The sequence below is a fragment of the Streptomyces sp. NPDC048462 genome, from assembly GCF_043200175.1.
Taxonomy (GTDB): Bacteria; Actinomycetota; Actinomycetes; order Streptomycetales; family Streptomycetaceae; genus Streptomyces.
Genome location: NZ_JBICXG010000007.1, coordinates 167,424 through 192,800, shown reverse-complemented (window position 1 = coordinate 192,800; position 25,377 = coordinate 167,424). Strand labels below are relative to the sequence as shown.

Annotated in this window: 17 protein-coding genes; 5 read left to right on the top strand and 12 right to left on the bottom strand. The window is 71.3% G+C overall.

Translation table 11 applies throughout. The features are described 5' to 3' along the window. The first annotated feature begins 104 nt into the window (after window positions 1-104). The gene (locus ACGFU6_RS15150) at window positions 105-2,969 is read left to right on the top strand and encodes an ABC transporter substrate-binding protein (protein ID WP_393611019.1); all 2,865 of its coding nucleotides are present in this window, start codon (window positions 105-107) and stop codon (window positions 2,967-2,969) included. 95 nt (window positions 2,970-3,064) lie between these two features. Here ACGFU6_RS15150 and hemW read toward each other — a convergent pair whose 3' ends face one another. From hemW to lepA, 4 genes are all read right to left on the bottom strand, one after another. Continuing rightward, the gene (gene hemW, locus ACGFU6_RS15145) at window positions 3,065-4,306 is read right to left on the bottom strand and encodes a radical SAM family heme chaperone HemW (protein WP_393611017.1); all 1,242 of its coding nucleotides are present in this window, start codon (window positions 4,304-4,306) and stop codon (window positions 3,065-3,067) included. Between the two features lie 70 nt (window positions 4,307-4,376). Continuing rightward, window positions 4,377-6,284, bottom strand: a complete 1,908-nt coding sequence (locus ACGFU6_RS15140; RefSeq protein ID WP_393611209.1) for a SpoIIE family protein phosphatase — start codon at window positions 6,282-6,284, stop codon at window positions 4,377-4,379. Window positions 6,285-6,588: 304 nt separating this feature from the next. Continuing rightward, a complete protein-coding gene (locus tag ACGFU6_RS15135) occupies window positions 6,589-8,478 on the bottom strand; it encodes an AMP-dependent synthetase/ligase (protein ID WP_393611016.1) in 1,890 nt (629 codons plus the stop codon). A 279-nt stretch (window positions 8,479-8,757) separates the two neighbouring features. After that, window positions 8,758-10,632 carry a translation elongation factor 4 gene (gene lepA, locus ACGFU6_RS15130; RefSeq protein WP_393611015.1) on the bottom strand — a complete coding sequence of 625 codons (1,875 nt, stop codon included), beginning with the start codon at window positions 10,630-10,632 and terminating at the stop codon, window positions 8,758-8,760. 292 nt (window positions 10,633-10,924) lie between these two features. Here lepA and rpsT point away from each other — a divergent pair, with 292 nt between their 5' ends. Further along, a complete protein-coding gene (gene rpsT / locus ACGFU6_RS15125) occupies window positions 10,925-11,137 on the top strand; it encodes a 30S ribosomal protein S20 (protein WP_393611207.1) in 213 nt (70 codons plus the stop codon). A 328-nt stretch (window positions 11,138-11,465) separates the two neighbouring features. Here rpsT and holA read toward each other — a convergent pair whose 3' ends face one another. Continuing rightward, entirely contained in the window at window positions 11,466-12,452 is a 987-nt protein-coding gene (holA, locus tag ACGFU6_RS15120) for a DNA polymerase III subunit delta (RefSeq protein WP_393611014.1), read from the bottom strand. Window positions 12,453-12,527: 75 nt separating this feature from the next. On the opposite strand from holA, the gene ACGFU6_RS15115 reads away from it, so the two are divergent. After that, window positions 12,528-12,773: a hypothetical protein gene (locus ACGFU6_RS15115; RefSeq protein ID WP_393611013.1), complete on the top strand. Its 246-nt coding sequence runs from the start codon at window positions 12,528-12,530 to the stop codon at window positions 12,771-12,773. 145 nt (window positions 12,774-12,918) lie between these two features. Beyond that, the gene (locus ACGFU6_RS15110) at window positions 12,919-13,446 is read left to right on the top strand and encodes a hypothetical protein (protein ID WP_393611012.1); all 528 of its coding nucleotides are present in this window, start codon (window positions 12,919-12,921) and stop codon (window positions 13,444-13,446) included. A 191-nt stretch (window positions 13,447-13,637) separates the two neighbouring features. On the opposite strand, the gene ACGFU6_RS15105 is transcribed toward ACGFU6_RS15110, so the two are convergent. Both ACGFU6_RS15105 and ACGFU6_RS15100 read right to left on the bottom strand, forming a co-directional pair. Beyond that, complete coding sequence (locus ACGFU6_RS15105; protein ID WP_393611205.1) at window positions 13,638-14,522, bottom strand: YceI family protein; 885 nt, start codon at window positions 14,520-14,522, stop codon at window positions 13,638-13,640. 187 nt (window positions 14,523-14,709) lie between these two features. Continuing rightward, window positions 14,710-15,540: an arylamine N-acetyltransferase gene (locus tag ACGFU6_RS15100; RefSeq protein ID WP_393611010.1), complete on the bottom strand. Its 831-nt coding sequence runs from the start codon at window positions 15,538-15,540 to the stop codon at window positions 14,710-14,712. 101 nt (window positions 15,541-15,641) lie between these two features. Between ACGFU6_RS15100 and ACGFU6_RS15095 the strand changes: the two genes are divergently transcribed. After that, the gene (locus tag ACGFU6_RS15095) at window positions 15,642-16,097 is read left to right on the top strand and encodes a pyridoxamine 5'-phosphate oxidase family protein (RefSeq protein ID WP_393611009.1); all 456 of its coding nucleotides are present in this window, start codon (window positions 15,642-15,644) and stop codon (window positions 16,095-16,097) included. 140 nt (window positions 16,098-16,237) lie between these two features. Here ACGFU6_RS15095 and ACGFU6_RS15090 read toward each other — a convergent pair whose 3' ends face one another. The 5 genes from ACGFU6_RS15090 to leuS all read right to left on the bottom strand — a co-directional run bounded on the left by ACGFU6_RS15090 (window position 16,238) and on the right by leuS (window position 25,001). Next, entirely contained in the window at window positions 16,238-18,898 is a 2,661-nt protein-coding gene (locus ACGFU6_RS15090; RefSeq protein ID WP_393611007.1) for a ComEC/Rec2 family competence protein, read from the bottom strand. Next, window positions 18,895-19,605, bottom strand: a complete 711-nt coding sequence (locus ACGFU6_RS15085; protein ID WP_393611006.1) for a helix-hairpin-helix domain-containing protein — start codon at window positions 19,603-19,605, stop codon at window positions 18,895-18,897. The genes ACGFU6_RS15090 and ACGFU6_RS15085 overlap by 4 nt, the downstream gene beginning before the upstream one ends. Before the next feature lie 590 nt (window positions 19,606-20,195). Further along, window positions 20,196-21,044 carry a DegV family protein gene (locus ACGFU6_RS15080; RefSeq protein ID WP_393611005.1) on the bottom strand — a complete coding sequence of 283 codons (849 nt, stop codon included), beginning with the start codon at window positions 21,042-21,044 and terminating at the stop codon, window positions 20,196-20,198. A 172-nt stretch (window positions 21,045-21,216) separates the two neighbouring features. Beyond that, on the bottom strand, window positions 21,217-21,978 hold the full coding sequence (locus ACGFU6_RS15075; protein ID WP_393611003.1) for a hypothetical protein: 762 nt from the start codon (window positions 21,976-21,978) through the stop codon (window positions 21,217-21,219). A gap of 149 nt (window positions 21,979-22,127) precedes the next feature. Further along, window positions 22,128-25,001 carry a leucine--tRNA ligase gene (gene leuS / locus ACGFU6_RS15070; protein ID WP_393611001.1) on the bottom strand — a complete coding sequence of 958 codons (2,874 nt, stop codon included), beginning with the start codon at window positions 24,999-25,001 and terminating at the stop codon, window positions 22,128-22,130. Window positions 25,002-25,377: the final 376 nt, after the last annotated feature.

Sequence of the window (25,377 nt, the reverse complement as noted above, 5' to 3'; positions counted from 1 at the left end):
CTTCCCGCCAATCCCGGGCTGATCCCTACAATTGCCTGCGCCTCGCACGCATCATCGGTTATTGAGTGTTTCCTGGCTCTTTTCGCGAGGGAAGGCACGGGGCGATGGCGCGCGAGGTATGGCGGGACAGTGCGGACAACGAGGCGGCCTCGGCCGTCTTCCACTTCGTGCAGCAGCTCATCGACCGGCACCGGGACAACCGGCCGGTGATGCCGTTGGTGGTCCTTCAGGCCGCCGACGCCGACGTCCCGTCCGACGTGGATGCCAGGGTCGAGCAGATCGTGCGCCAGATCCACCACGCCAATCAGCTGCGCCGGGTGCCGCTGAAACTGCTCGACGGCCGTGGCGAGACGCCGTACGAGGCGGCCCTCGACATGGTCCGCACGCTGGCCGAGAAGCCGTGGGAGACCCGGAGCAGTTCGCAGTACAAGCCCTTCGCCTTCCCCCGCTCGCGGCTGCTCGGCGCCATCGAGCAGGCCACCGCGTCGGTGGTCCGGGAGCCGGACCGGGGCGGCACGCCCGAGGAGCGCGAGATACGGATCCTGGAGCAGCTGAGCACGCTGCGCTGGCGGGTCAGCCGGCACGGGCCGCGCAACTGGCTGGGCGCGTTCAGGGAGTCGGTGCGGCCGGAGACGTTCCTCGGGGCCGTCGTCATCGCGGTGCTCGGTGTGCTGCTCGGCGAGATCGGCTGGGTGCCCACCATGCTGGTGGCCGTGGCGGCGGTGCTGGGGCTCGCCGTCGTACGGCTGGTGACGACGTCGGCGCCGCCGCTGCTGTGGCTGCGGCGGGCCAGCAGGTGGTTCGCGACCACCTCCTCGCTGGCGGCGGCCAGTACCGGCTATCCGTCCGACGGCTGGTCCCGGTTCTCGCCCAGCGGGTCCTGGCGGGTCATCCGGGTCCGGGCCTCGGTGGTCGCCGGGCGGGTGGCCGACGCGGCGGCGGGCGACGAGCAGTCCCGCCAGTTCCACCTGGAGCTGCGGGTCCAGGCACTGCTGGAGGACCTGCGGAACAACTACCGTCCCCACGCGCTGGACTGGCGGCGCGGGAAGCGCACCGTACCGCCGGTGGTGTTCCTGCCCACCGCCTGCCAGAGCAACGGCGGCATCCAGCTGGTCAACGCCATCAACAACGTCCGCTCCCGGCGCAGCGAGGTCGATCCGCTGCTGCTCCTGGCCTCGCTGCCGGCGGCCGAGATCCTGCGGCACACCCCGCCGCTGCCCGCCGATCCGCTGCCCACGCACACCGGTGCGGCCAGGGCCCGTTACGACAACTGGATCAGCCATCTCAGCATCGGCCAGTCCCCGACGGCCGCCGCCACCCTCGCCTGGGTGCTGCGGCTGCCGCTCTCGACCGAGCAGCTGACCCATGAGCACGCGCACGCGCAGCTGGTCACGGAGCGCGTGCGCAGGACGTGGGTCTGGTGGGTGATGTCGCGCACGACGCTGGCCTGCCTGCTGGTCGGCGCCCTGCTGGCGACCTTCCTGGTGAGCAGCCGGCTGGCCGACCGGTACTGCCACGGTCCGCTCACCGACGTGAACACGGCCTCGGTGAGGCTCGCGGGCCCCGGTGGCGGGCCGAAGGAGTGCATAGGCGTGTCGACGACCACGCAGGTGCGGTTCGCGGCGGGCAACGGCCTGTCGCTGGCCGGCTCCGGCAAGGGCCTCACGTTCGACCGGATCGAGCGGGCGGTGGAGGAGGAGAACGCCGGTATCGCGCCCGGGGACGACTACGTCACCGTCATCTACGCGGGCCCCTTCACCGCCACGTCCCCGGAGGGCACCCGCAAGGCCCTGGAGGAGCTGACGGGTGTGTACCTGTACCAGCACCACACCAACAAGCTGGACTTCTCCGTCAAGCTCAAGGTGCTGGCCGCCAACGGCGGGCAGGACATGCTCCAGCAGATACCGGCGGTGAAGAAGATCATCGAGGTGGCCGGGGAGGACCCCACGGTCGTCGGTGTGATCGGGCTCGGGCGCGACACGACCGACAGCCCCCTGGCCACCGAGCTGCTCCAGCAGGCCGGTCTCCCGGTGGTGGACACGACCAACTCCGGCGGCTACCTGGCCAAGAGCTACTCGAACTACTTCGGCATCGCGGCGACCGACCAGGAGCAGGCGGACGCGATGGGACTGGTGGCCCGGCAGGTGGCCGGGAAGTCCGCGCACCCGCGGGCCCTCGTGCTCTCCCGGAAGCTGGACAACAACGACAAGGACCGCTACACGAAGGAGCAGCGCGAGGTGGGCGACGCGATGCTGAAGAAGGCCGGCTTCAAGCTGTCCGAGCTGGCCGAGTACAGCCTCGGCCGCCGCAACAGCGCCGATCTCGACAAGCCGGTGCAGAAGATCTGCGAGGCGGACCCGGCGCCGGATGCCCTGTACTTCGCCGGCCGGGTCGAGGACGTCAACAACCTGATGGGCCGGCTCGCCCAGGGCTGCGCGGGCAAACCGATCACGGTCTTCACCGGTGACGATCTGACCAAGGCGCGTTTCGACGACAGCACCGACCTCGCGGAGGACGTCACGCTCTACCACACGGCGCTCGCCCCGATGGGCCGAGGCCGGGTCGGCGGCTTCTACGCGGAGGCGCACCGGACCCTGGAGGGGCTGCTGCCCGCGGGCAGGACCCTGCCGCGGCTGCCGGCCGCCAGGCCGTACGAGGACGGCCTGTTCGCCAGCGGGCAGTCGGTCATCTCGTACAACGCGACGGCTGCCCTGTACGACGCCGCCAGCCACAACGACACGATGAACAGCGCCGCCGAGACGTGGGCGAACCTGTACGCGGTGAACCTGCGGTCGATGCCCACCGGCACCGTCACCTTCCGCGGTTTCATCCCGTACGAGGCCCAGGCCGGCCACGGTCTCGACGTCGTCGAGATCACCTATCCGGACGGCCGGATCCACAGCAGGGTGATCTGCGGCCGGCCCGCCGGTTCCGACAAGCTCACCCCGGCCGGCTGCCCGGTGGGGTGAGATCCCGGCCAGGGCCTGTCGTTTGGATCGTGCCGGGCCCGCGGGGTCCGGCCTGATCCAAAGAAAGTCCCTGGGGCCTGTGGCGCCGGGCCGCGTCAGTCCACCAGGTCCCGCACCACCGCGTCGGCCAGCAGCCGTCCGCGCAGGGTCAGCACGGCCAGGCCGTCCGCGAACGGGCCGGGCTGCAGCAGACCGTCGTCCACGGCCCGCCGGGCGGCCGTGAGCCCGGCCGGGGCCAGCAGGGACAGCGGGCAGCCGTCGGCCAGCCGCAGCTCCAGCAGGATGCGCTCGACGCGCCGGTCCTCCGCGGAGAGGATCTCGCGTCCCGCGCCCGGCGAACGCCCCTCGGCCAGTGCCTGCGCGTACGCCCCAGGGTGCTTCACGTTCCACCAGCGCACGCCGCCGACGTGGCTGTGCGCCCCCGGTCCGGCGCCCCACCAGTCGGCGCCGCGCCAGTACAGCTCGTTGTGCAGGCAGCGGCCCTCGGGCGTGCGGGACCAGTTCGACACCTCGTACCAGGAGAAGCCCGCCGCGGCCATCGCCTCGTCCGCGATGAGGTAGCGGTCGGCGTGCGCGTCGTCGTCCGTCATCGGGATCTCGCCGCGCTTGATCCGGCGGGCCAGCCGGGTGCCCTCCTCGACGATCAGGGCGTACGCGGAGACGTGGTCGGGCCCGGCGCCGATCGCCGCGTCGAGGGAGGCCCGCCAGTCGTCGTCGGACTCGCCGGGGGTGCCGTAGATCAGGTCGAGGTTGACGTGCTCGAAGCCGGCCGCCCGCGCCTCGGCGACACAGGCCTCCGGGCGGCCCGGGGTGTGTGTGCGGTCCAGGATCTTCAGCACGTGCTGCCGGGCGCTCTGCATCCCGAAGGAGATCCGGTTGAAGCCGCCCTCGCGCAGCTCGGCCAGGTAGGCCGGGCCGACCGACTCCGGGTTGGCCTCGGTGGTGATCTCTGCGTCGTCCGCGAGGCCGAACTCCTCGCGGATCGCGCCCAGCATGGCGACGAGATCGGCGGCGGCCAGCAGCGTCGGCGTACCGCCGCCGACGAAGACGGTGCGGACCCGCCGGGGGTCGTCACCGAGGACCTTGCGGGCCTGGCGGACCTCACCGATCAGGTGGGAGGCGTAGTTGTCCCGGGAGGCCAGGGCGCCGCCGGAGCCGCGCAGCTCGGTGGCGGTGTAGGTGTTGAAGTCGCAGTAGCCGCAGCGGGTCGCGCAGTACGGCACATGCAGGTAGAAGCCGAGCGGCCGGCCGGCCGCGCCTTCCAGGGCATGGCGGGGCAGCGCCCCGTCGTCGGGCACGGGCTCACCATCGGGCAGTACGGAAGGCATACCGTCCATTGTCGCGCGCCGCCCGGCGACCGGACGCCACCCCGGATTCCTGCACGGTCCCGGCAGCCCGTACGGGGGCCTAGAGGGCCTGGAGGACCAGCAGCGCCAGGTCGTCGTCCGGCGGGCGCTCCGCGAAGGAGTGCACCGCCTGGTTGATGCGGTCCGCGATCCCCTCGGCGGTCAGCCCGGTGCAGTCGGCCAGCGCCCGCGCCAGCCCGTCGCCGTCGTCGAACATCACCGGGCCCGAGCGCCGCTCCGTCACCCCGTCGGTGACGCACAGCAGGCTGTCGCCGGGGGCCAGGTCGAAGCTCTGGCTCTCGTACGTGGCGTCGTCGACGACCCCGAGCAGCAGCTGCGGTTCGGCGGCGATCCGCACCGTGCCGTCGGGGCGCAGCAGCAGCGGCAGCGGGTGGCCCGCGCTCGCCAGGGTGCAGCGCGCGCCCCCGTCCGGCAGCGGCACGAGCTCCCCGTACAGCAGCGAGAGGAAGCGCGGTCCGCTCTCCGCCGAGTGCTGGCCGCCCGCGGCGGCGACCATCAGCGCGGCCGCCTCGGCGGCCTCCATCGCGTCGTCGAGGAGCAGCCGGTTGAGCCGGACCAGCACCTCGCCGACCTGGAAGCCCTCGCGGGCCAGCAGCCGCAGCCAGGGACGGGCCAGGCCGGTGACGACGGCGGCCTCCGGGCCGCTGCCCTGGACGTCGCCGAGGACGAAGCACCAGCGGTCGTTCGGGCACGGGAAGATGTCGTAGAAATCACCGCCGACCACTCCGTCGTCGCTCGGTTCGTACACCAGCGAGCTGGCCACTCCCGGTATGTCGGCGACCTTGCTGGGCAGCAGTCCGCGCTGCAGGATGCGGCTGATGGTGGCCTGCCGGGTGTAGGCGCGGGCCGCGCCGACGGCGAGACCGACCCGGCGCACGAAGTCCTCTATGAGGGCGGTCACCTCGTCGGGAACGCGGGCGATGCCCTCGCGGCCGACGAGCACGGCGCCCAGGTTGCGGCCGCCCGAGGTGATCCGGTACGCGAGGGCGACGCCGTCGCTGCCGTCCGCCGGCTCGGCGTCCTCCGCGCTGCCGGGCCACGGGATCGAGACGGGTCCGGTGCCGACCCGCTCGGGGAGCCGGAGCGGGTCGCCCTCCAGCACCTCGCGGAGCGGGTCGGTGCGGGTCTCGTCGATGTGCCAGACCTTGGCGAGCCGGGGGACGGCGGCCCGGCCGCCGCTCTCCGGCTCCAGCCAGATCGCACACCAGTCGGCGAGCCTGGGAACCAGTAACTGGCCGGCGAGCGCGGCGACGATGTCCTCGTCGAGCTGCCCGGCCAGCAGGTCGGAGGCCTCCGCGAGGAACGAGAGCGCGCCGCGACCGGCCCAGTCCGCGTCGTCCCGCAGGGCGCGCCGTGCGGTGGGGGCGAGGAGTTCGGCGGCGCGCAGGCCCTGCTGGAAGCCGGGTTCCGTGCGGGCGTCCGTGAAGGGGTTCCAGTCGTCGACGGGGAGCCTGGCCCAGACGGTCTTGAGGCCGGTGCGGTAGGTGATGCCCCAGCGTTCGGAGAGGGTGGCGACCAGTTCCAGTCCGCGCCCGTACTCGGCGGGCTCCCCCGGTCCGCCCGCGCCCTCGGGCCCGGCGTCCTTCTCGCTGCCGTCGCTGCGCACGGCGCGGGCCGGGTGGTGGTCGGAGACCTCCAGCACCAGTGCGGAGGCCTCGTCCTCGGTCGCCTCCTCCAGCCTGAAGAGCAGTTCGACGTTGGTTCCGGCGTGCACGACAGCGTTGGTGACCAGTTCGCTGACGATCACCGCCGCGTCGTCGGACAGCCGGTCGCTGAACCCCACCGCTGCGGGCAGTCCGAGCCCGCTCCACTCGGCGAGCGCCGCCGCGACGAACCGCCGGGCCGCGGCGGGCGCGAGCAGGTTCCCGGGCAGACTCGTACGGGCGACCGGCTGGGTGCCCGTGGACGCGGCACTGGTTCCGGGACGTTGCACGATGTCCCGCTGCAAGGGAATGGACCCCACCGGGCGGCTCCTGACCTGTTCTCGCTCTGCCTGTTCTCGCACTTGCGCCGCTGACGACAAGGGACAGAGTGACAGATCGGCCAACCCCATACGCGCCGAGTTACCGAAGTGAGCGGAGAAGCGAGCGCCGGAGCGCACGCCGGAGCGGGCGCGGTAGCGATGTCCGTGCCCCCGCGCCGGAGCGCGGGGGCCGACCGGCCTGAACCCGGTGCCGGGACGGCCGGAACCCGTCGTCGGGCAGGTGGGAACCCGTCAGGGGCCGGTGTGGAGGCAGGTGTGGGGGCCGCTCTCAGGCCTCGCGGGAGCCCGCGTACATGTCCTCGATCAGGTTCTTGTAGGCGCGCTCGACGACCGGCCGCTTCAGCTTGAGGCTGGGCGTCACTTCACCGTGCTCGATGTCCAGGTCGCGCGGCAGCAGCCGGAACTTCTTGATGGTCTGCCAGCGCTGGAGCCCCTCGTTGAGGCGCTTCACATAGCCGTCGATGAGCTCGACGGTCTGCGGGGCGGCCACGACGTCCGCGTACGACTTTCCCTCCATGCCGTTCTCGGCGGCCCAGCCGAGGATGGTCGGCTCGTCGAGGGCGATCAGCGCGGTGCAGAAGTTACGGTCCGCGCCGTGCACCAGGATGTTGGAGACGAACGGACACACCGCCTTGAACTGGCCCTCGACCTCGGCCGGTGCGATGTACTTGCCGCCCGACGTCTTGATCAGGTCCTTCTTGCGGTCGGTGATCCGCAGGTAGCCGTCGACGGACAACTCGCCGATGTCGCCGGTGTGGAACCAGCCGTCGGCCTCCAGCACCTCGGCGGTCTTGTCCGGCAGTCCCTGGTAGCCCTGCATCAGACCGGGGCCGCGCAGCATGATCTCGCCGTCGTCCGCGATCCGGACCTCCGTGCCGGGGAGCGGCTTGCCGACCGTGCCGGTGCGGTAGGACTCACCCGGGTTGACGAAGGAGGCGGCGCTGGTCTCGGTGAGGCCGTAGCCCTCCAGGATGTGGATGCCGGCGCCCGCGAAGAAGAAGCCGATGTCGGGCGCGAGGGCCGCTGAACCGGAGACGCAGGCGCGCAGCCGGCCGCCGAAGGCCTCGCGGATCTTGGCGAAGACGAGAGCGTCGGCGACCTTGTGCTTGGCACCGAGCGCGAAGGGCACGGAGGCGGTGCCGGTGCGGCGGAAGTTGTCCTGGGAGACCTTGGCGTACTCGCGGGCGACCTCGGCCGCCCACTGGAAGATCTTGTACTTGGCCGCCCCGCCGGCGCGGGCCTTGGCCGCGACGCCGTTGTAGACCTTCTCGAAGATGCGGGGGACCGCGGCCATGTACGTCGGCTGGACGACCGGCAGGTTCTCGATGATCTTGTCGACCCGGCCGTCGACGGCGGTGACGTGTCCCACCTCGATCTGGCCGGAGGTGAGGACCTTGCCGAAGACGTGCGCGAGCGGCAGCCAGAGGTACTGGACGTCGTCCTTGGTGATCAGCCCGGTGGAGACGGTGGCCTTGGCCATGTACGACCAGTTGTCGTGCGGCAGCCGCACCCCCTTGGGGCGGCCGGTGGTGCCGGAGGTGTAGATGAGGGTCGCGAGCTGCTGGGCGGTGATCGCGTCGACCCGCTCGGTGATCGCGGCCGGATTCTTCGCCAGGTGCTCGGTGCCCCGGGCCTCCAGCTCGGCCAGCGTGAGCACCCAGCCCTCGGGGTCGCCCTCGGCGGGTCCGGCGCCCTCGGCGTCGATGACGACGACATGGGCGAGGTCCGGCAGCTCGGCGCGGCGCTCACGGGCCTTGGCCAGCTGCACGGCGTCCTCGGCGATCAGCACCCGGCTCTGGGAGTCGGAGAGGATGAACGCCGACTCCTCGGCGTTGGTGGAGGGGTAGATCGTGGTGGTCGCGGCGCCCGCGCACATCACGCCGAGGTCGACGAGGATCCACTCGACCCGGGTACTGGCGGCGAGCGCGACGCGCTCCTCCGGCAGCACTCCGAGCGAGATCAGCCCGGCCCCGATGGCGTACACGCGCTCGGCGGCCTGCGCCCAGCTGAGTGACTTCCACTCGTCGGCGCCCCGGCCGTCGGCCGCGGGGACGGGGTAGCGGTAAGCCTCCCCGTCCGGAGTGGCGGCCACCCGGTCGATGAAGAGGGTCGCCACGGACGGCGGACGGTTCTCGATCATGGTCTGTGCGTCGCTCACGACATCCTCCGGGCCTACGGCAGTGCTTCACGACCGGCTGCTGGTTCGCGGTTCGCTCTCCCCGTGCGGGTTCGCTCTCCGCTTGTGTCTGGTGCTTGATCCTGCTTGTTTAACTCACGAGTAACTACGAAGTCGTGATCAGGGTAGAGCGCCCGCGTCCGCCGCGTAAGGGGCAATCGAACCCCGCTTCATAACGAACGGACCCCCGCGCCGCAGCGTTCTGCGATGCGGGGGCCCATGGGTCTACCGATCAGTAGGGTCGGCGGGCGCGCGGAAGGGTCACTTCTTGGCCTTGCTTTCCCCGGCGGACTCGTCGGTCGACAGTACGGAGATGAACGCGTCCTGCGGCACCTCCACGTTGCCGACCATCTTCATCCGCTTCTTGCCTTCCTTCTGCTTCTCCAGCAGCTTCCGCTTACGGGAGATGTCACCGCCGTAGCACTTGGCGAGGACGTCCTTGCGGATGGCGCGGACCGTCTCACGCGCGATGACCCGGGAGCCGATCGCCGCCTGGATCGGCACCTCGAAGTTCTGCCGCGGAATGAGCTTCTGCAGCTTGGCGACGAGCCGTACGCCGTACGCGTACGCCTTGTCCTTGTGCGTCACGGCGGAGAACGCGTCGACCTTGTCGCCGTGCAGCAGGATGTCGACCTTGACGAGCTCGGCGGACTGCTCGCCGGTGGGCTCGTAGTCGAGCGAGGCGTAGCCGCGGGTCTTGGACTTCAGCTGGTCGAAGAAGTCGAAGACGATCTCCGCGAGCGGCAGGGTGTAGCGGATCTCGACCCGGTCCTCGGAGAGGTAGTCCATGCCGAGGAGGCTGCCGCGGCGCTGCTGGCACAGCTCCATGATCGCGCCGATGAACTCGCTGGGCGCCAGGACCGTGGCCCGGACGACCGGCTCGTGCACCTTGTCGATCTTGCCCTCGGGAAATTCACTCGGGTTGGTGACGGTGTGCTCGGTGCCGTCCTCCATCTCGACCCGGTAGACCACGTTGGGCGCGGTGGCGATGAGGTCGAGGCCGAACTCCCGCTCCAGCCGCTCGCGGACCACGTCGAGGTGGAGCAGGCCGAGGAAGCCGACACGGAAGCCGAAGCCGAGCGCCGCGGAGGTCTCCGGCTCGTACACCAGGGCGGCGTCGTTGAGCTGGAGCTTGTCCAGGGCCTCACGCAGGTCCGGGTAGTCCGACCCGTCCAGCGGGTAGAGACCCGAGAACACCATCGGCTTGGGGTCCTTGTAGCCGCCCAGCGCCTCGGTCGCGCCCTTGTTCAGGGAGGTGATGGTGTCACCGACCTTGGACTGCCGGACGTCCTTCACACCCGTGATGATGTAGCCGACCTCACCCACGCCGATGCCGTCGGACGGCGTCATCTCCGGGGAGGAGACGCCGATCTCCAGCAGCTCGTGGGTGGCGCCGGTCGACATCATCCGGATCCGCTCGCGCTTGTTCAGCGAACCGTCGACGACACGGACGTACGTCACGACACCGCGGTACGAGTCGTAGACCGAGTCGAAGATCATCGCGCGGGCCGGGGCGTCGGCCTTGCCGATCGGCGCCGGGACGTCCCTGACCACCCGGTCCAGCAGCGCGTCCACTCCGACACCGGTCTTGGCGGAGACCTTGAGCACGTCCTCGGGCTGGCAGCCGATGAGGTTGGCAAGCTCCTCGGAGAACTTCTCGGGCTGGGCGGCCGGCAGGTCGATCTTGTTGAGCACCGGAACGATGGTGAGGTCGTTCTCCATCGCCAGGTAGAGGTTGGCGAGGGTCTGGGCCTCGATGCCCTGCGCGGCGTCGACCAGCAGGACCGTGCCCTCGCAGGCCGCGAGCGAGCGCGAGACCTCATAGGTGAAGTCGACGTGCCCCGGGGTGTCGATCATGTTGAGGACGTGGGTGCTGCCCTGGCCCTCGCCGGCGGTGGGCGCCCAGGGCAGCCGTACCGCCTGGGACTTGATGGTGATGCCACGCTCGCGCTCGATGTCCATCCGGTCGAGGTACTGAGCGCGCATCTGCCGCTGGTCGACCACACCGGTCAGCTGGAGCATCCGGTCGGCAAGGGTCGACTTGCCGTGGTCGATGTGCGCGATGATGCAGAAATTGCGGATCAGCGCCGGGTCGGTACGGCTCGGCTCGGGCACGTGGAGAGGAGTCGCGGGCACGCAGGGTCCTGATTCTTGAGACGCCGAACGCCGTGTCTCGGGTCGATGTCGGGTCGGGTCGGATCTGTACTCGGATCTGCACTCGGATCTGTACGTAGCTCCCATCGTCCCACGCCTGCGGAGCGGAGACCGGTTTGGGCCGGTCGGAGCGCGGCTGCTACCGTGGACAGCTGTGCCTCGTGGCTTTCCGGCCACAGGGCGCACATCGAAGATCCAACGAACCTGAAAAGGCTCTTTCGTGGCGAACATCAAGTCCCAGATCAAGCGGAACAAGACCAACGAGAAGGCGCGCCTGCGCAACAAGGCCGTCAAGTCGTCGCTCAAGACCGCAGTCCGCAAGGCCCGCGAGGCCGTCGTCGCGGGTGACGTCGAGAAGGCCACTGTGGCCGTCCGCGACGCCTCCCGTGCGCTCGACAAGGCTGTCTCGAAGGGTGTCATCCACAAGAACGCCGCCGCCAACAAGAAGTCGGCGCTGGCCACCAAGGTTGCCACCCTCCAGGGCTGAGCATTCTGATGTGATCGCCGGAACGGGACCAAGCGGGCCCTCTCTCCCGCTCCCGACCGGCACCCCGCGCCGCACACCGAACCTGCGTTCGCCACGCGGGTGCGGCGCACCAAGCACAGAACGAAGGCCCCTGTCATCCCCCTCCCCAGGGCGACGACAGGGGCCTTCGTCATGCGGTGGTCACGCGCGGGCATCACGCGGGCATCGTGCGGGCGCCGTGCGGGCGCCGTGCGGACAGGATCAAGGCCGTCCGGCGATTGGGGGCGAGGCCTGCGCGAGGCCTGCGCCGGACGAGCCCGGGCCCATCGCCGCCGTCCCCGCCCGACAGCTACCGCCCCGCCCGTGCGGCCCGTGCCACCGCCACCACGGCCTTCTCCAGCGCGTACGCCGGATCGTCCCCGCCCCCCTTGACCCCCGCGTCCGCCTCCGCGACCGCTCGCAGCGCCACCGCGACCCCGTCCGGTGTCCACCCGCGCATCTGCTGACGCACCCGGTCGATCTTCCACGGCGGCATGCCGAGCTCACGGGCGAGATCCGCCGGCCGGCCCCCGCGCGCCGACGACAGCTTGCCGATCGCCCGCACGCCCTGCGCGAGCGCGCTGGTGATCAGGACGGCCGCCACTCCGGTCGACAGCGACCAGCGCAGGGCCTCCAGCGCCTCCGCCGCCCGGCCCTCGACCGCCCGGTCGGCGACCGTGAAGCTCGACGCCTCGGCGCGCCCCGTGTAGTAGCGCGCGACGACGGCCTCGTCGATCGTGCCCTCGACGTCCGCGACGAGCTGTGAGACCGCACTCGCCAGCTCCCGCAGATCGCTGCCGATGGAATCGACCAGCGACTGGCACGCCTCGGGAGTGGCCGAGCGCCCCAGCACCCGGAACTCACCCCGCACGAAGGAGAGCCGCTCCGCCGGCTTGGTGGTCTTCGGGCAGGCGACCTCCCGCGCCCCCGCCTTGCGCGCGGCCTCCAGCAGCGCCTTGCCCTTGGCGCCGCCCGCGTGCAGGAGTACGAGCGTGATCTCCTCGACCGGGTCGTCCAGGTACTTCTTGACGTCCTTGACCGTGTCGGCGGAGAGGTCCTGTGCGCCGCGCACGATCACCACCTTGCGCTCGGCGAAGAGCGACGGGCTCGTCAGCTCGGCGAGCGTGCCCGGCTGGAGCTGGTCGGAGGTGAGGTCACGGACGTCCGTATCGGCGTCGGAGACGCGGGCCGCGGCCACCACCTGCTGCACGGCGCGGTCCAGGAGCAGGTCCTCCTGGCCCACGGCGAGCGTGAGCGGGGCGAGCGGGTCGTCGGTGGAATTCCTTCTGGTGGCCATCGCCGTCCAGCATCCCACGGGCCACTGACAGCCCGGCCGGCCACTGCACCGCTGCCCGTGCCGGAGAATGGGCGGGTGAGCGATGTGAGACATGTACTGGTGCTGCCCGACCGCGATACGGCGCAGGAGGTGGCGGACGAGTTGTCCGACCGGTTCGGGGTCGCCGAGGAGCCGCAGCTCGTGCGCGACGCCCTGGCCGGCGAGGACGATGCCGAGGACGCCCAGTGGCTGGTGGTCGTGGAAGACCCGGACCGGCGGCTGGACGCCGCGGCCCTCGACGGGTTCGCCGCTGAGTACGAGGGGTGGCTGGAGACCCCCTAGGGGTGTCGAAGAGGCGCTTCAACGCATGTGGTCCGCTCCCAGTGACTACGCGAGCGGCTTGACCTCAAGTGCACTTGATGCTTGAGCGTCAACGTCCATGACACGCTTTCTGGATCTCGTTCACCCTGCCGCTGGAACAGCTTTGATGAGTGAGTGGCTCACTGGCACCACCGAGCGGTCCCGCTCGGCCGCTGACGCTTTGACGGACGAGTGGGCGGCGGCCAAGACGCCCTCCGGGCGCCTGGCTCAGCACATCTTCCTGTCCACCGATGGCACCGGTCTGCTCTTCTACGCGCAGTGGACCAGCGACGAGGACCACCTGACATGGGCTCGCGCCCACCGCGCCAGGGCCGTCAGTCACATCGACGCGCTCGTGCCCGGCATCGAGCGCCCCGGACTGACCCGAACACGCCTCACCCGCAGCGTCGTTCATGACGCGGAGCGACCGGCCGGTGTCTTCGTGGTCAGCACGGTGGCGGTGGACGAGGTGAACGTCACCGTCGCGCCGGCGTCGGGGCTGCTCGCGGCGCATGTCCACCTGACCTCAGACGGTGAGCGAGCGACGATCGTCGCGGAATGGACCGACGCGGCCTCCCATGAAGCCGTCATCACCGGTGACGTCAGCGACAAGCGGTACACGCTGTACCGTGCCTTCGCCGATGACCGCCGCTAGGTGTACTGACCCGTGAGGTTAGGGACGCGGCTGGGGAAGTGCCAGACGCCGCCACGCAGACGGGACTTTCGAAACCGCCCTGGTGTCCTGCGCCCGGAATCCTGGCGCGGGACACCAGAACACAACGACTTCGAGGCATCGGGCATGAGGCATGTGGCGTCAGGCATGGGCCATGGGGCTTCGGGGTGGGCTCAGCCCTTCGGGACGATCTGGATGTCCATGTCGATGGAGATGCTGGGGCCGACAACGGCGATCCCACGGGCCAGCATGGTCTGCCAGGTGAGGGTGAAGTCCTCTCGGTGCAGTTCGGTGGTGGCCCGGCAGGCGGCCCGTGTCTCACCCTCCAGTCCGCTGCCGAGGCCGAGGTAATGGGTGTCCAGCGTGACCGTACGGCTCACGCCGTGCAGGGTGAGGGCGCCGCTCACCCCCCAACGGGTACCGCCTCGGTGGACGAACCGGTCGCTGTAGAACTCCAGCGTCGGATAGCGGCCCACGTCGAGGAAGTCACCGGAGCGCAGGTGGTCGTCCCGCATCTGGACGTTCGTGTCGATCGACGCGGCGTCGATGATCACGTGCATGGCCGAGTTCTCCATGCGGTCGGCGATCCGGACCGCGCCAGCGAAGGTGTTGAACCGGCCATGGATACGGGCCATCCCGATGTGCCGGGCCGTGAAGCCGATCTGAGAGTGCATCGGCTCAATCTCCCACTCGCCCGGGTCTGGCAACTGCGGGGGCACGGACGCCTGAAGAGTCACATGGCCCGGACCCGACCGCTCGCCCTCGGCCACCGATACCGAACCGTGGAACGGAGTGAAACCCTCGGCCGTGACAGCCAACCGGTACTCCCCCGCCGGAACCGTGGCGAGGACGTTGCCGTACGGGTCCGTCTCACCGGCGACGATCTTGCGCCCTGAGGAGTCCGTGACCCCGAACTCGGCCCGTCGCACGGCCTCACCGACCGGGTCGAGCACCCGGCAGCTGAGGACTCCGGCCGAGTCAGGCAGCGCGAGTCCGGCGACGGCGCTGCCGTGCGCGGCACCTGTCGCTCCCTTGTTTCCGAACCAGCGGCCGAACATCTTCACGTACTCCCCGGGGGCGCATTCACCTTGGGGCCGGATGGCTGGACTTCGTTGTCGGAGCAGCGGCCCGCCGACGATCATGCATTCGATCACCCTTGTGGCGTTCGAGGCAAACAGAGCATCTCGCCGTCGCTTGGGCGGAGGTGTTACCGAAGGTCCGAATTGACCGCCCCCTCCGCGCGCGTCACCCGTCCGACGTGGAAGTGCCGCTCCCACGGACCGTGGGCAGCCGGTCGAGGCGCAGCCCGAAATGCTCGCGGTAGGCGGCGAGCACCTCGTCGTCGCTCCCCAGCGGGGTCTCGTGGCGCTCGGCACCGACCGTCGTGATGAGCTTTCGGCCGCTGAGCGTGATCCGGCCCGTGGTGGTGAAGCGGGAGCAGACCGGGGAGCGGGTGAAGCCGGAGTCGGGTGAGGTGCGGTGGTACCAGGCGCCGGCCCGGAAGTCCGCCAGCGCCCGGGGCCGCAGGTCCAGCAGGAGCTGCGGCGCTCCGTCACGCAGCACCTCGACGTCCCCGTAGTGCTCAGCGCCCAGCGTGGTGGCCTGCCTGATCCGGAAGGTGCCGCGCGGGTCCTCCTGGTCGCTGCGGTCGTCGAGTGCGAGCGGCTGCTGGGCGTGGTCACCGAAGCCGACGTCCGCGAGCCACGGGCCGGTGCCGTCGTCCGTCTCCACCCGGAGCGCCAGATGGTCGTAGGGGATGCCGAGCTTCCCGTCCCCGCCGTGGACCCGGGCCTGGAGCAGCGTGACGTCGAAGCCCAGCTCCCGCAGCAACGCGGCGAAGGCGCCGTTGAGTTCGTAGCAGAACCCACCGCGGCGGCGGACCACGATCTTGTCGAGGAGCGTCCCTTCCTCCAGCACGATGTCCTCGCCGAGATGGATCGAGAGGTTCTCGAAGGGCACGGCGGTGAGGTGGCGCAGTTGCAGCTCACGGAGTGCCGCCGCGTCGGGGCGGCCGGGCCTGGTGGCGCCGATGCGTGCCAGGTAGGAGTCGACGGTGTGCGGCAGGTGCGGGTCCATCCCAGCAGTCTGTCCCGGGGCGCGGCGCCCCGCCATGAGCCGGTGGTCCTAGGACCGGTGGCCGAGGCGCGGCGCCGGGCGCACTGGCTAGCGTGCCGGACATGACGAAGCACGAGCCGGCCCGCAGCCGGCAGCAGCGCAAGCAGGATGTGCTCGACCGCCTGGAGAAGGACGAGGACGCGTGGGTGTCCACCGCCTCGCCGGACGGCGTACCGACCCTGGTGCCGCTGTGGTTCGTTTGGGACCGGGGGACGCTGCTGATGGCCACCCGGCGCACCAACCCCACCGCGGTCAACGTGACACCGGCGGGGCAGGCCCGGATCGCGCTGGGCCACACCCGCGACGTGGTCCTGATCGAGGCGACGGCCGAGGTGATCGAAGGGGTGGACCTCGCCGCGGAGTCGGGCGACGCGTTCGCCGCCAGGTTCGACTGGGACCTGCGCAACAGCCCCGCCTGGGTGTACCTGCGCTTCACCCCGACGGCGGTCAGGGCGTGGCGCGAGGCCAACGAGCAGAGCGGCCGTGACCTGATGGCCGACGGGCAGTGGCTGGACTGAGCGCGGCACGGTGTACCTGCTTCCGTTGCGGGACGGCGGGGCCGGGTGCGGCACGGTGTACCTGCTTCCGTTGGGGGACGGCGGGGCCGGGTGCGCCGCGAGCCGGCGCCCCTCTGACGGTCGCTGAGCTGTGTGCCGGGTCATGAGCGGCCCACCGCCCGGAGTCCCCGCCCGGCGCCCGTCACCGCGATCGCACCGTCACTGTCGGTACGGAGCACCACCGCTCCCCCGGCCCTGAGCGCCTCGACCGTGCCGGCGGCCGGATGACCGTACGGGTTGTCCCGGCCCACGCTGACCAGGGCGAACCTGGGATGCACGGCCCGCAGCAGGGCTGCGTCCTGATACGCCGAGCCGTGATGGGCGACCTTGAGCACATCCACCTGAGGGAGGGCCGGGTAGCTGCGCAGCAGGCTTTGCTGGGCCGGGGGTTCGAGATCGCCGGGGAGCAGCAGGGTGAGTCCGCCGGTCCGCACGAACAGGGTGACGCTGGCATCATTGGGCCCCTGCGGCAGGGGCCCGGCCGCCCGGCCCGCCGGCGCACCGCCCACCGGCCACAACACCTGCCAGTCCAGCGTGCCGATCCGGCGTCGCTCTCCGGGGACGGCCCGCACCACGGGCACTCGGGCCGCGGCTGCGGTTCTCGTGACGAACGCGGCCTGTTCGGGCGGCTCGTCCAGGCTCGTCGTCTGGATCGCGCCCACCGCCCTGCCCCGCAGCACACCGGGCAGACCTCGCACGTGGTCGGCGTGAAAATGGGACAGCAGCAACAACGGGACTCGGGTGATCCCCAGGTCCCGCAGGCACCGGTCGGCGAGCCGGGGATCCGGACCGGCGTCGACGACGACGCCCGATCCGGGCCCCGCCGCGAGCACCAGGGCATCGCCCTGGCCCACGTCGCACATCGCGAACGCCCAGCCGGGCGGCGGCCATCCGGTGAGCACCCGGGTCAGCGGTACCGGGCGCACCACCGCGAGCACCAGGAGCAGCGCCGCGGCGCAGCACACCCAGGGGCGGCGTCCGATCCGGCGGGCGAACAGCACCAGCAGCCCGGTCAGTGCGGCCAGCAGCAGCGCGCCCGTCCGCCCGTCGGGCCAGCCGATCTCCGCACCGGGCAGCGCCGCCCCGGTCCGGGCCACCGAGGCGATCCACCCGGCCGGCCACCCCGCGACCCGGGCGAGCAGTTCGGCCACCGGCATGGCCACCGGGGCCGCGGCCAGCGCCGCGAACCCGAGCACCGTGGCCGGCGCCACCGCGAACTCGGCCAGCAGGTTGCACGGGATCGCCACCAGGCTCACCCGGGAGGCGAGCAGCACCACGACGGGCGAGCACACCGCCTGCGCCGCCGCCGCGGCGGCCAGTGCCTCGGCCAACCGGGGCGGTACGCGGCGCCGTTGCAGCGCGTCGCTCCACCGCGGGGCGATGGTCAGGAGCGCTCCGGTGGCCAGTACCGACAGGACGAATCCGTAACTGCGCCCCAGCCAGGGGTCGTAGAGCACCAGCAGCAGAACGGCGGCGGCCAGCGCGGGGATCAGTGTTCTGCGCCGCCCGGTGCCGATGGCGAGCAGTGTGATCAGGCCGCAGGCAGCGGCCCGCAGCACACTGGGTTCGGGCCGGCAGACCAGGACGAACGCGAGTGTGAGCCCGCCGCCGAGCAGGGCGGTCATCCGCAACGAGATCCCCAGCCCGGGTGCCAGTCCTCGGCGTTCGGCCCGCAGAGCGCTGCCCGGCGGGCCGATGAGCAGGAAGAGCAGGATCGCCAGGTTGGCGCCGGAGACCGCCATCAGATGAGTGAGGTCGGTCGCCCGGAACGCCTCGTGCAGTTCCGCCGTGACCCGGGTGGTGTCACCGACGACCAGTCCGGGCAGGAGCGCCCGCGCATCGGGGCCGAGCCCCTCGGTCGCGGTGCGCAGCCCCGCGCGCAGCCCGCCCGCCGTGCGCTGGACGAGCGTGGGCGGGCCGGTGATGCGGGGCGGGCTCTTGCCGGTGGGGCGGAGGACCGCGGCGGCCCGCTCCCCGTCGTGCAGCGGTGGCGCCAGCCGGCCGCTGATCCGTAACCGGGTGGAGGGGAGCAGCCGCTGCCACTGCTCCGCCGCACCGCCGGGTGTGACGATGACCAGGACCGGCGTGCGCAGCCGGGCGGCCGAGCCACCGGGCCCTGTCAGCAACCGGGTGATCTCGGCATTCAGTAGCAGGGCGGCGGGAGTGCTGTGGTCGCCGCGTACCCGGGGGAAGGTCTGCCGGGCATCGGAGGTGAGCGTGACCTCCGCCTCGACCCTGGCGAACTGCCGGGCCAGCCCGGGTACCGGACCCTGCCGGGTGTCGGCGCTGTGCAGCCCGGCCGACGCCGCTCCGGCGGCCGCGCAGAGCAGCACCGCCGCAGCGGCCGTCGCGTGCGGACGCCACCGCCCGTCGCCCGACGTGTGCCCGCGCCGTCGAAGGAAGCCCAGGGAACGGACGGGCGGAGACCACCCCGGCACAGGCGGGACTCCAGAAACGAGCCGTGGTCCGCCTGGCACGAGCCGTGGTCCACCTGGCACGGTCCGTGGTCCTCCGGGAACGGGTTGTGGTCCTCCAGGCGCAAGCCGTCGTCCTCCAGGCACGGCCAGCAGCACCATGGCCGCCCCGAGGCAGAGGACCGCCCCCACCGCCACCCACCGGCCCGGCGCTCCCACCGTCAACGCGGCCGCCGCCCAGGCCGCGAGGGCCGGGGGAACCAGTCGCAGATCGGGCGGTCCCTCCTGCCGGGGATCGGCGGCCCCGAGCCGCCGCCCCGACGCCGTGTGGACGTCCCCGGCGCTCACGGTCGCACCAGGGGCTGGAGGTCGGCGAACCGGCGGTCGCCGATCCCCGTGACCTCACGGAGTTCGTCGACGGACCGGAAGCCACCGTGCTGGGTGCGGTAGTCGACGATGTGCTGGGCGAGGACGGGGCCCACTCCGGGCAGGGTTTCGAGCTGATCGGCGGTCGCGCTACTGAGGCTCACCGGTCCGGTGGCGGCGCCCGTGGCTGTCGGACCCGGGCCGGCTCCACCCGTACCGCCTGCGGCGACCGTGCCGGGCGGGACGCCCACCAGGATCTGTTCACCGTCCACGAGCACCCGGGCCCGGTTGAGGCCGCCGAGATCCACGCCGGGCCGGACCCCGCCCGCCGCCTGCAGCGCGTCGGTGACCCGGGAACCCGACGGCAGCCGGTGGATCCCGGGCCGCCGTACCTTCCCGCTCACGTCCACCACGATCCGCCCACCGACGCCTCCGACGCCTGCGACGCCTGCGACGGCGGGCGGCGGCCCCGGGGACGGCTCGGGTGTACCGGAACTGCCGGCGGCCGGGGCAGCGTCGCCCTGCGGCACCGGCGCGTGCCCGGCCGCGCTGACGGGATCCGGGGCGCGGACGCCCTCGGGGCGCGCGGACCAGAAGTGCATCCCGGCGAAGACCGCAGCCGCCACCAGGACAACGGCGAGTGCGGCGAGGGCCCTTGGCTCCAGACCGCATCTGAGCTGCACCCACATCGGCAGCCGCTCCCGCAGCGCGGGGCCCGTCCGCGCCCACCACCCCTCGGGTGCCCTACTCGGCGCGGGCTCGACCGGTGAGTCCGAGGCGGCAGTCTCCACCACGTTGTCGGCCCGGGACGGAGTCGTGGCCGGAGCCGGAGCCGGAGCTGAACCCGGGGCCATGCCCACCGCGTGCCGGGCCACCGCGTGCCGGGGACCCGACGGCCCGTACCCGCCGGCCATGAGCGCGTCCGCGCGGGAGCGTGAGGCCGCAGCGGCGGCGGACCGGTCAGGCGCGTGTCGCCGCCGGCCCGGCCCGGAACCCGCACCGCTCCGGGCGGCACGCCCGTCCGAGGCGGGAACGCGACCGGGCCCGCTGCCGGGTCCGCTGATTGCACGATGTGATCGGGAAGCCATGCCTCATGACGCTAGGCACTTCCGCCGGAACCCGCTGAGGGCACCCAATTCTGGTGGAAAACCTGCCCGTTGTGGATAACTCCACCACTCCGGACGGTGACTCCGATGCGATGCAACCCGTGCCTGAAACCAGTGCAGCGAACCCCGTGCGTGAAACCGGTGCGGTGACATCCTCCGCGAGGCCGGCCCGGTTACCAGCGCGGTGAGATCACTGCTCCCAGCAGTCCGGGCCCGGTGTGCGCGCCGATCACCGCGCCCACCTCGCTGACATGCAGATCCACCAGTCCCGGAACCCGCTCGGCCAGCCGCTCGGCCAGCCGCTCGGCTCGTTCCGGGGCCGCCAGGTGGTGCACCGCGATGTCCACCCGCCCGCTGCCCGCCCGCTCGGCGACGATCTCCTCGAGCCGGGCGATGGCCTTCGAGGCCGTCCGGACCTTCTCCAGCAGTTCGATGCGGCCGCCGTCCAGCTGGAGCAACGGTTTCACGGCCAGGGCCGAGCCCAGCAGTGCCTGCGCGGCACCGATCCTGCCGCCGCGGCGCAGATAGTCCAGAGTGTCGACGTAGAAGTACGCGGACGTGGCCTCCGCGCGCTTCTCGGCCGCCGCCACCGCATCGTCCAGGCTTCCGCCCGCATCCGCGGATTCCGCCGCTGCCAGGGCACAGAAGCCGAGGGCCATGGCGACCATCCCGGTGTCCACCACCCGCACCGGAACGGGCGCGTCCTTCGCCGCGAGCACGGCGGCGTCGTACGTGCCGGAGAACTCCCCGGACAGGTGCAGCGAGACGATGCCGGTCGCCCCGGCGTCGGCGGCCGCACGGTAGGTGGCGGCGAACACCTCGGGGCTGGGCCGGGAAGTCGTCACGGGGCGGCGCTTCTGGAGCGCAAGCGCGAGGGAGCGGGCCGAGATCTCGGTGCCCTCCTCCAACGCCTGGTCACCGAGGACGACGGTCAGCGGCACCGCGGTGATGCCATGCCGTTCCATCGCCTCGGGCGGCAGGTAGGCCGTTGAATCGGTGACGATCGCGACATGGCGGGACATGAGCGGGAGGTTACCTTCCGGGGCGGTGGCTCGGCAGTCCGACCCCGACCGATTGATCAGTTCCGGTCGCTTCGAGCCGCATCCTGCCATGCCCGGTCCTGTTCGACGCATCGGTCATGCCGTGACCCGCCCCGGCACCGCACATGCGTGCCGACGCCGGGGAGACTCGGCTTCAGTTCGTGGTCTCGGGCCGTGCCGTCTTCTGCCACGGGTATTCGGTCCGCTGCCTCGGATCCGCAGCGGTGATGGCCTCCGCGATCCCGGCGTCCCCCGGCCCGGTTCCCTGCGCCTGTCCCGGACCCGGCCACTGCCCCTGCCGCCGGGCGGCTCCGGGCCCGCCGGGGGCTCCCGGCACTCCCGCCTGCTCCTGGTGCCCCGGCACGGGCTCCTCCGTCGTCCAGTGCCGCAGCGCACCGGCCTCCACGTCGATCTGCTCGTTCAGCGTCGCGAGATCATCGTCGGCGAACTGACGGGCCCGGTCACGCGCGGCCCAGCGCAGCGACTCGGCGGAGCCGGTGATCTGCCCGGTGCGCTTCTTCAGTCCAGGCAGCAACGAGGCCACCGTCGTCTTGTCGGGCTCCCGCTCCAGCCTCTTCAGCTCGTCGTCCAGCTCACGGCCGTGCACGCTCAGCCGCTGGAAGAGGCCCAGCGACTCGGACAGCGAGGCGTCCTCGGTCACGCCCGTCTGCAGCGCCTCCTGCGTGGCCCGCATCGAGGTGCGCAGCGAGAGGCGCAGCTGTGCCAGCTCCCCGACGACGCCCATCTGTCCGTAGCTCTTGGCCCGGAGCGTGGTGTCCTCCACGGCTCGCCGCGCCTGCGTGATCGTACGGTCCACCCCGCGACTGGCCGCGCGGATGACCTTGACACTCACATAGATGCCCAGGGCCACGAACGCGACGACGAGCAGCCCCAGGATCAGGATCACGGCTTCCATGAGCGCCCCTCGGATGGTGTGACGGCTGCCGACACGTGTTTACCGGCCCTTCCACCGTAAACGGAACGGGCAGGCCGCGGGTTCCATCGGAACCCCCAACCTGCCCGTAGGGGAAAGCCCTCACACCCTCGCCGAGACGTCCGCGGGCCCTAGGCCGGAACGATGTTCACCAGCTTCGGCGCCCGGACGATCACCTTCCGGATGCCTGCCCCGCCCAGCGCGGCGACGACGGCCGGGTCGGCCAGGGCCAGGGTCTCCAGCTCCGCGTCCGTGATCGACGGGGAGATCTCCAGGCGCGCCCTGACCTTGCCCTTGATCTGCACCACGCAGGTCACGGTCTCGTCAATGACGTACGCCGGGTCGGCCACCGGGAAGTCCTGGTGCACGACCGAGTCGGTGTGGCCCAGCCGGCGCCACAGCTCCTCGGCGATGTGCGGCGCCAGCGGCGCCACCAGCAGCACCAGCGGCTCCGCGACGGAGCGCGGCAGCGGGCCGCCCGCCTTGGTCAGGTGGTTGTTCAGCTCGGTGACCTTGGCGATGGCCGTGTTGAAGCGCATTCCGGCCATGTCGCCGCCGACGCCGTCGATCGCCTTGTGCAGGGCGCGCAGCGTGTCCTCGCCGGGTTCGGCGTCGACGACGGTGACCTCGCCGCTCTCCTCGTCCACGATGTTGCGCCACAGCCGCTGCAGCAGCCGGTACTGGCCGACGACCGCGCGGGTGTCCCAGGGGCGCGACACGTCCAGGGGGCCCATCGCCATCTCGTACAGGCGCAGGGTGTCCGCGCCGTACTCGCCGCAGATCTCGTCGGGCGTCACGGCGTTCTTCAGGGACTTGCCCATCTTGCCCAGGACGCGGGAGACCTTCTCGCCCTCGTAGTAGTACGCCCCGTCGCGCTCCTCGACCTCGGCCGCCGGGACCGCGATGCCGCGGCTGTCCCGGTAGACGAAGGCCTGGATCATGCCCTGGTTGTACAGCTTGTGGAACGGCTCGGCCGACGAGATGTGCCCCAGGTCGTGCAGCACCTTGGACCAGAAGCGGGCGTACAGCAGGTGCAGTACGGCGTGCTCGGCGCCGCCCACGTACAGGTCGACACCGCCGGTCGGCTGTCCCTCGCGCGGGCCCATCCAGTACTGCTCGATCGCCGGGTCGACCAGCTTGTCGCTGTTGTTCGGGTCCAGGTAGCGCAGCTCGTACCAGCAGGAACCGGCCCAGTTGGGCATGGTGTTGGTCTCGCGGCGGTACTTGCGCGGGCCGGCGCCGTCGCCCAGGTCCAGCGTGACGTTGACCCAGTCGGCGTTGCGGGACAGCGGGGTCTCGGGCTGGGTGTCGGCGTCGTCCGGGTCGAAGGTGCGCGGCGAGTAGTCGTCGACCTCCGGCAGTTCCAGGGGCAGCATCGACTCGGGCAGCGGGTGGGCGATGCCGTCTTCGTCGTAGACGATCGGGAAGGGCTCGCCCCAGTAGCGCTGGCGGCTGAACAGCCAGTCGCGCAGACGGAAGTTGACGGTGCCCTCACCGACGCCGTGCTCCTTCAGCCAGTCGGTGATGCGGGCCTTCGCGTCGACGACGCCCAGGCCGTCCAGGGAGATCTCGTCGTTCGCGGAGTTGACCAGCTTCGCTTCGTACGAGGCGAAGGCGTCCTCCCACGTCGAGGGGTCGGTGCCGCGGTCGTCCGACGGCTCGACGACACAGCGCATCGGCAGCTCGAAGGCGCGCGCGAAGGCAAAGTCGCGCGCATCGTGCGCCGGTACGGCCATGATCGCGCCGGTGCCGTAGCCCATCAGCACGTAGTCGGCGATGAAGACGGGGACCTGCTCGCCGCTGACCGGGTTGGTCGCGTACGCGCCGGTGAAGACACCGGTCTTGTCCTTGGCCTCGGCCTGCCGCTCCACGTCGGACTTGGCGGCGGCCTGCTTGCGGTACGCGGTGACGGCCTCGGCCGGGGAGGCGTGTCCGCCGGTCCAGACCGGGTGGGTGCCCTCGGGCCAGGCGGCCGGGATGATCCGCTCGACCAGCTCGTGCTCGGGTGCCAGCACCATGTAGGTGGCACCGAACAGGGTGTCCTGGCGGGTGGTGAAGACGGTGATGTCACCTGCGCCGTCGACCGGGAAGTCGACCCGCGCACCCTCCGAGCGGCCGATCCAGTTGCGCTGCTGCAGCTTGATCGCCTCGGGCCAGTCCAGCCCGTCCAGGTCGTTCAGCAGCCGGTCGGCGTAGGTGGTGATGCGCATGTTCCACTGGCGCAGCTTGGCCTTGAAGACGGGGAAGTTGCCGCGCTCGGAGCGGCCGTCGGCCGTGACCTCCTCGTTGGCCAGGACGGTGCCCAGGCCCGGGGACCAGTTGACGGGCGCGTCGGAGGCGTAGGCCAGGCGGTGGCCGCTCAGCACGTCGGCACGCTCGGCCGCGCTCAGCGCGCTCCAGTCGCGGCCGTCCGGGGTCGGGCGCTCACCGCTCTCGAACTGGGCGACCAGTTCGGCGATCGGCCGGGCACGGTCCGCCTCGGCGTCGTACCAGGAGTTGAAGATCTGCAGGAAGATCCACTGGGTCCACTTGTAGTACTCGGACTCGATGGTGGCGAACGAGCGGCGCTTGTCGTGGCCCAGGCCCAGCCGGCGCAGCTGCGCCGTCATGTTCTCGATATTGGACTCGGTGGACAGCCGCGGGTGGGTGCCGGTCTGTACGGCGTACTGCTCCGCGGGCAGGCCGAAGGCGTCGAAGCCCAGGGTGTGCAGGACGTTGTGGCCGGTCATCCGCTGGTGACGGGCGAAGACGTCGGTGGCGATGTAGCCCAGCGGGTGGCCGACGTGCAGGCCCGCACCCGAGGGGTACGGGAACATGTCCATGATGAATTTCTTCGGCTTGGCGGCCAGCTCCGGGTTGTCCGCCAGGTCGCCGGACGGGTTGGGTGCCTCGTACGTGCCCTCGGCGTCCCAGAAGTCCTGCCAGCGTGCCTCGATGTCGGCGGCCATCGCTGCCGTGTAGCGGTGCGGCGCAGCAACGTCGGCTGCGGAATTCGTCTCGCTCATGATCCTCAAAGCTCCATCGATCGTCATCTGCCGGCGCCCACGTCTACGGACACGCGTCTACGGAAACGAAAAATCCCCTCGCACAGGAGGGGACGCCGCGCCGATGCCGACCAGGCATTCTCACCGGTCGGGAGTGATCAGCGCGGCTCGCTAAGCAGAAGGCGTACGGCACGCATGGCGTCAGGGTACCGCAATGGCCCGGCAGCGGTGGGCCGGGGCCGCTCACCACCGCGACCGGACACATACGAGCAGCGGGGCCAACCAATAGGATTTCCCCCGGCTCGCTATTAACTGTGGAGCTAAAGAGTATTTTAATACTTACCACAAGCAATACATGCAGGAGCTATAACAAAAGAGCGATATCCCCCAGAGGCGC

Coding starts and splice junctions, on each gene's coding strand:
- ACGFU6_RS15075 (WP_393611003.1), bottom strand. CDS start 21,978: ATGGAAGCCGTGATCCTGATCCTGGGGCTGCTCGTCGTCGCGTTCGTG.
- ACGFU6_RS15105 (WP_393611205.1), bottom strand. CDS start 14,522: ATGTTCGGCCGCTGGTTCGGAAACAAGGGAGCGACAGGTGCCGCGCAC.
- ACGFU6_RS15080 (WP_393611005.1), bottom strand. CDS start 21,044: ATGTCCCGCCATGTCGCGATCGTCACCGATTCAACGGCCTACCTGCCG.
- ACGFU6_RS15110 (WP_393611012.1), top strand. CDS start 12,919: ATGAGTGAGTGGCTCACTGGCACCACCGAGCGGTCCCGCTCGGCCGCT.
- ACGFU6_RS15095 (WP_393611009.1), top strand. CDS start 15,642: ATGACGAAGCACGAGCCGGCCCGCAGCCGGCAGCAGCGCAAGCAGGAT.
- hemW (WP_393611017.1), bottom strand. CDS start 4,306: ATGGACGGTATGCCTTCCGTACTGCCCGATGGTGAGCCCGTGCCCGAC.
- ACGFU6_RS15085 (WP_393611006.1), bottom strand. CDS start 19,605: ATGTGGGTGCAGCTCAGATGCGGTCTGGAGCCAAGGGCCCTCGCCGCA.
- holA (WP_393611014.1), bottom strand. CDS start 12,452: ATGGCCACCAGAAGGAATTCCACCGACGACCCGCTCGCCCCGCTCACG.
- ACGFU6_RS15150 (WP_393611019.1), top strand. CDS start 105: ATGGCGCGCGAGGTATGGCGGGACAGTGCGGACAACGAGGCGGCCTCG.
- leuS (WP_393611001.1), bottom strand. CDS start 25,001: ATGAGCGAGACGAATTCCGCAGCCGACGTTGCTGCGCCGCACCGCTAC.
- ACGFU6_RS15100 (WP_393611010.1), bottom strand. CDS start 15,540: ATGGACCCGCACCTGCCGCACACCGTCGACTCCTACCTGGCACGCATC.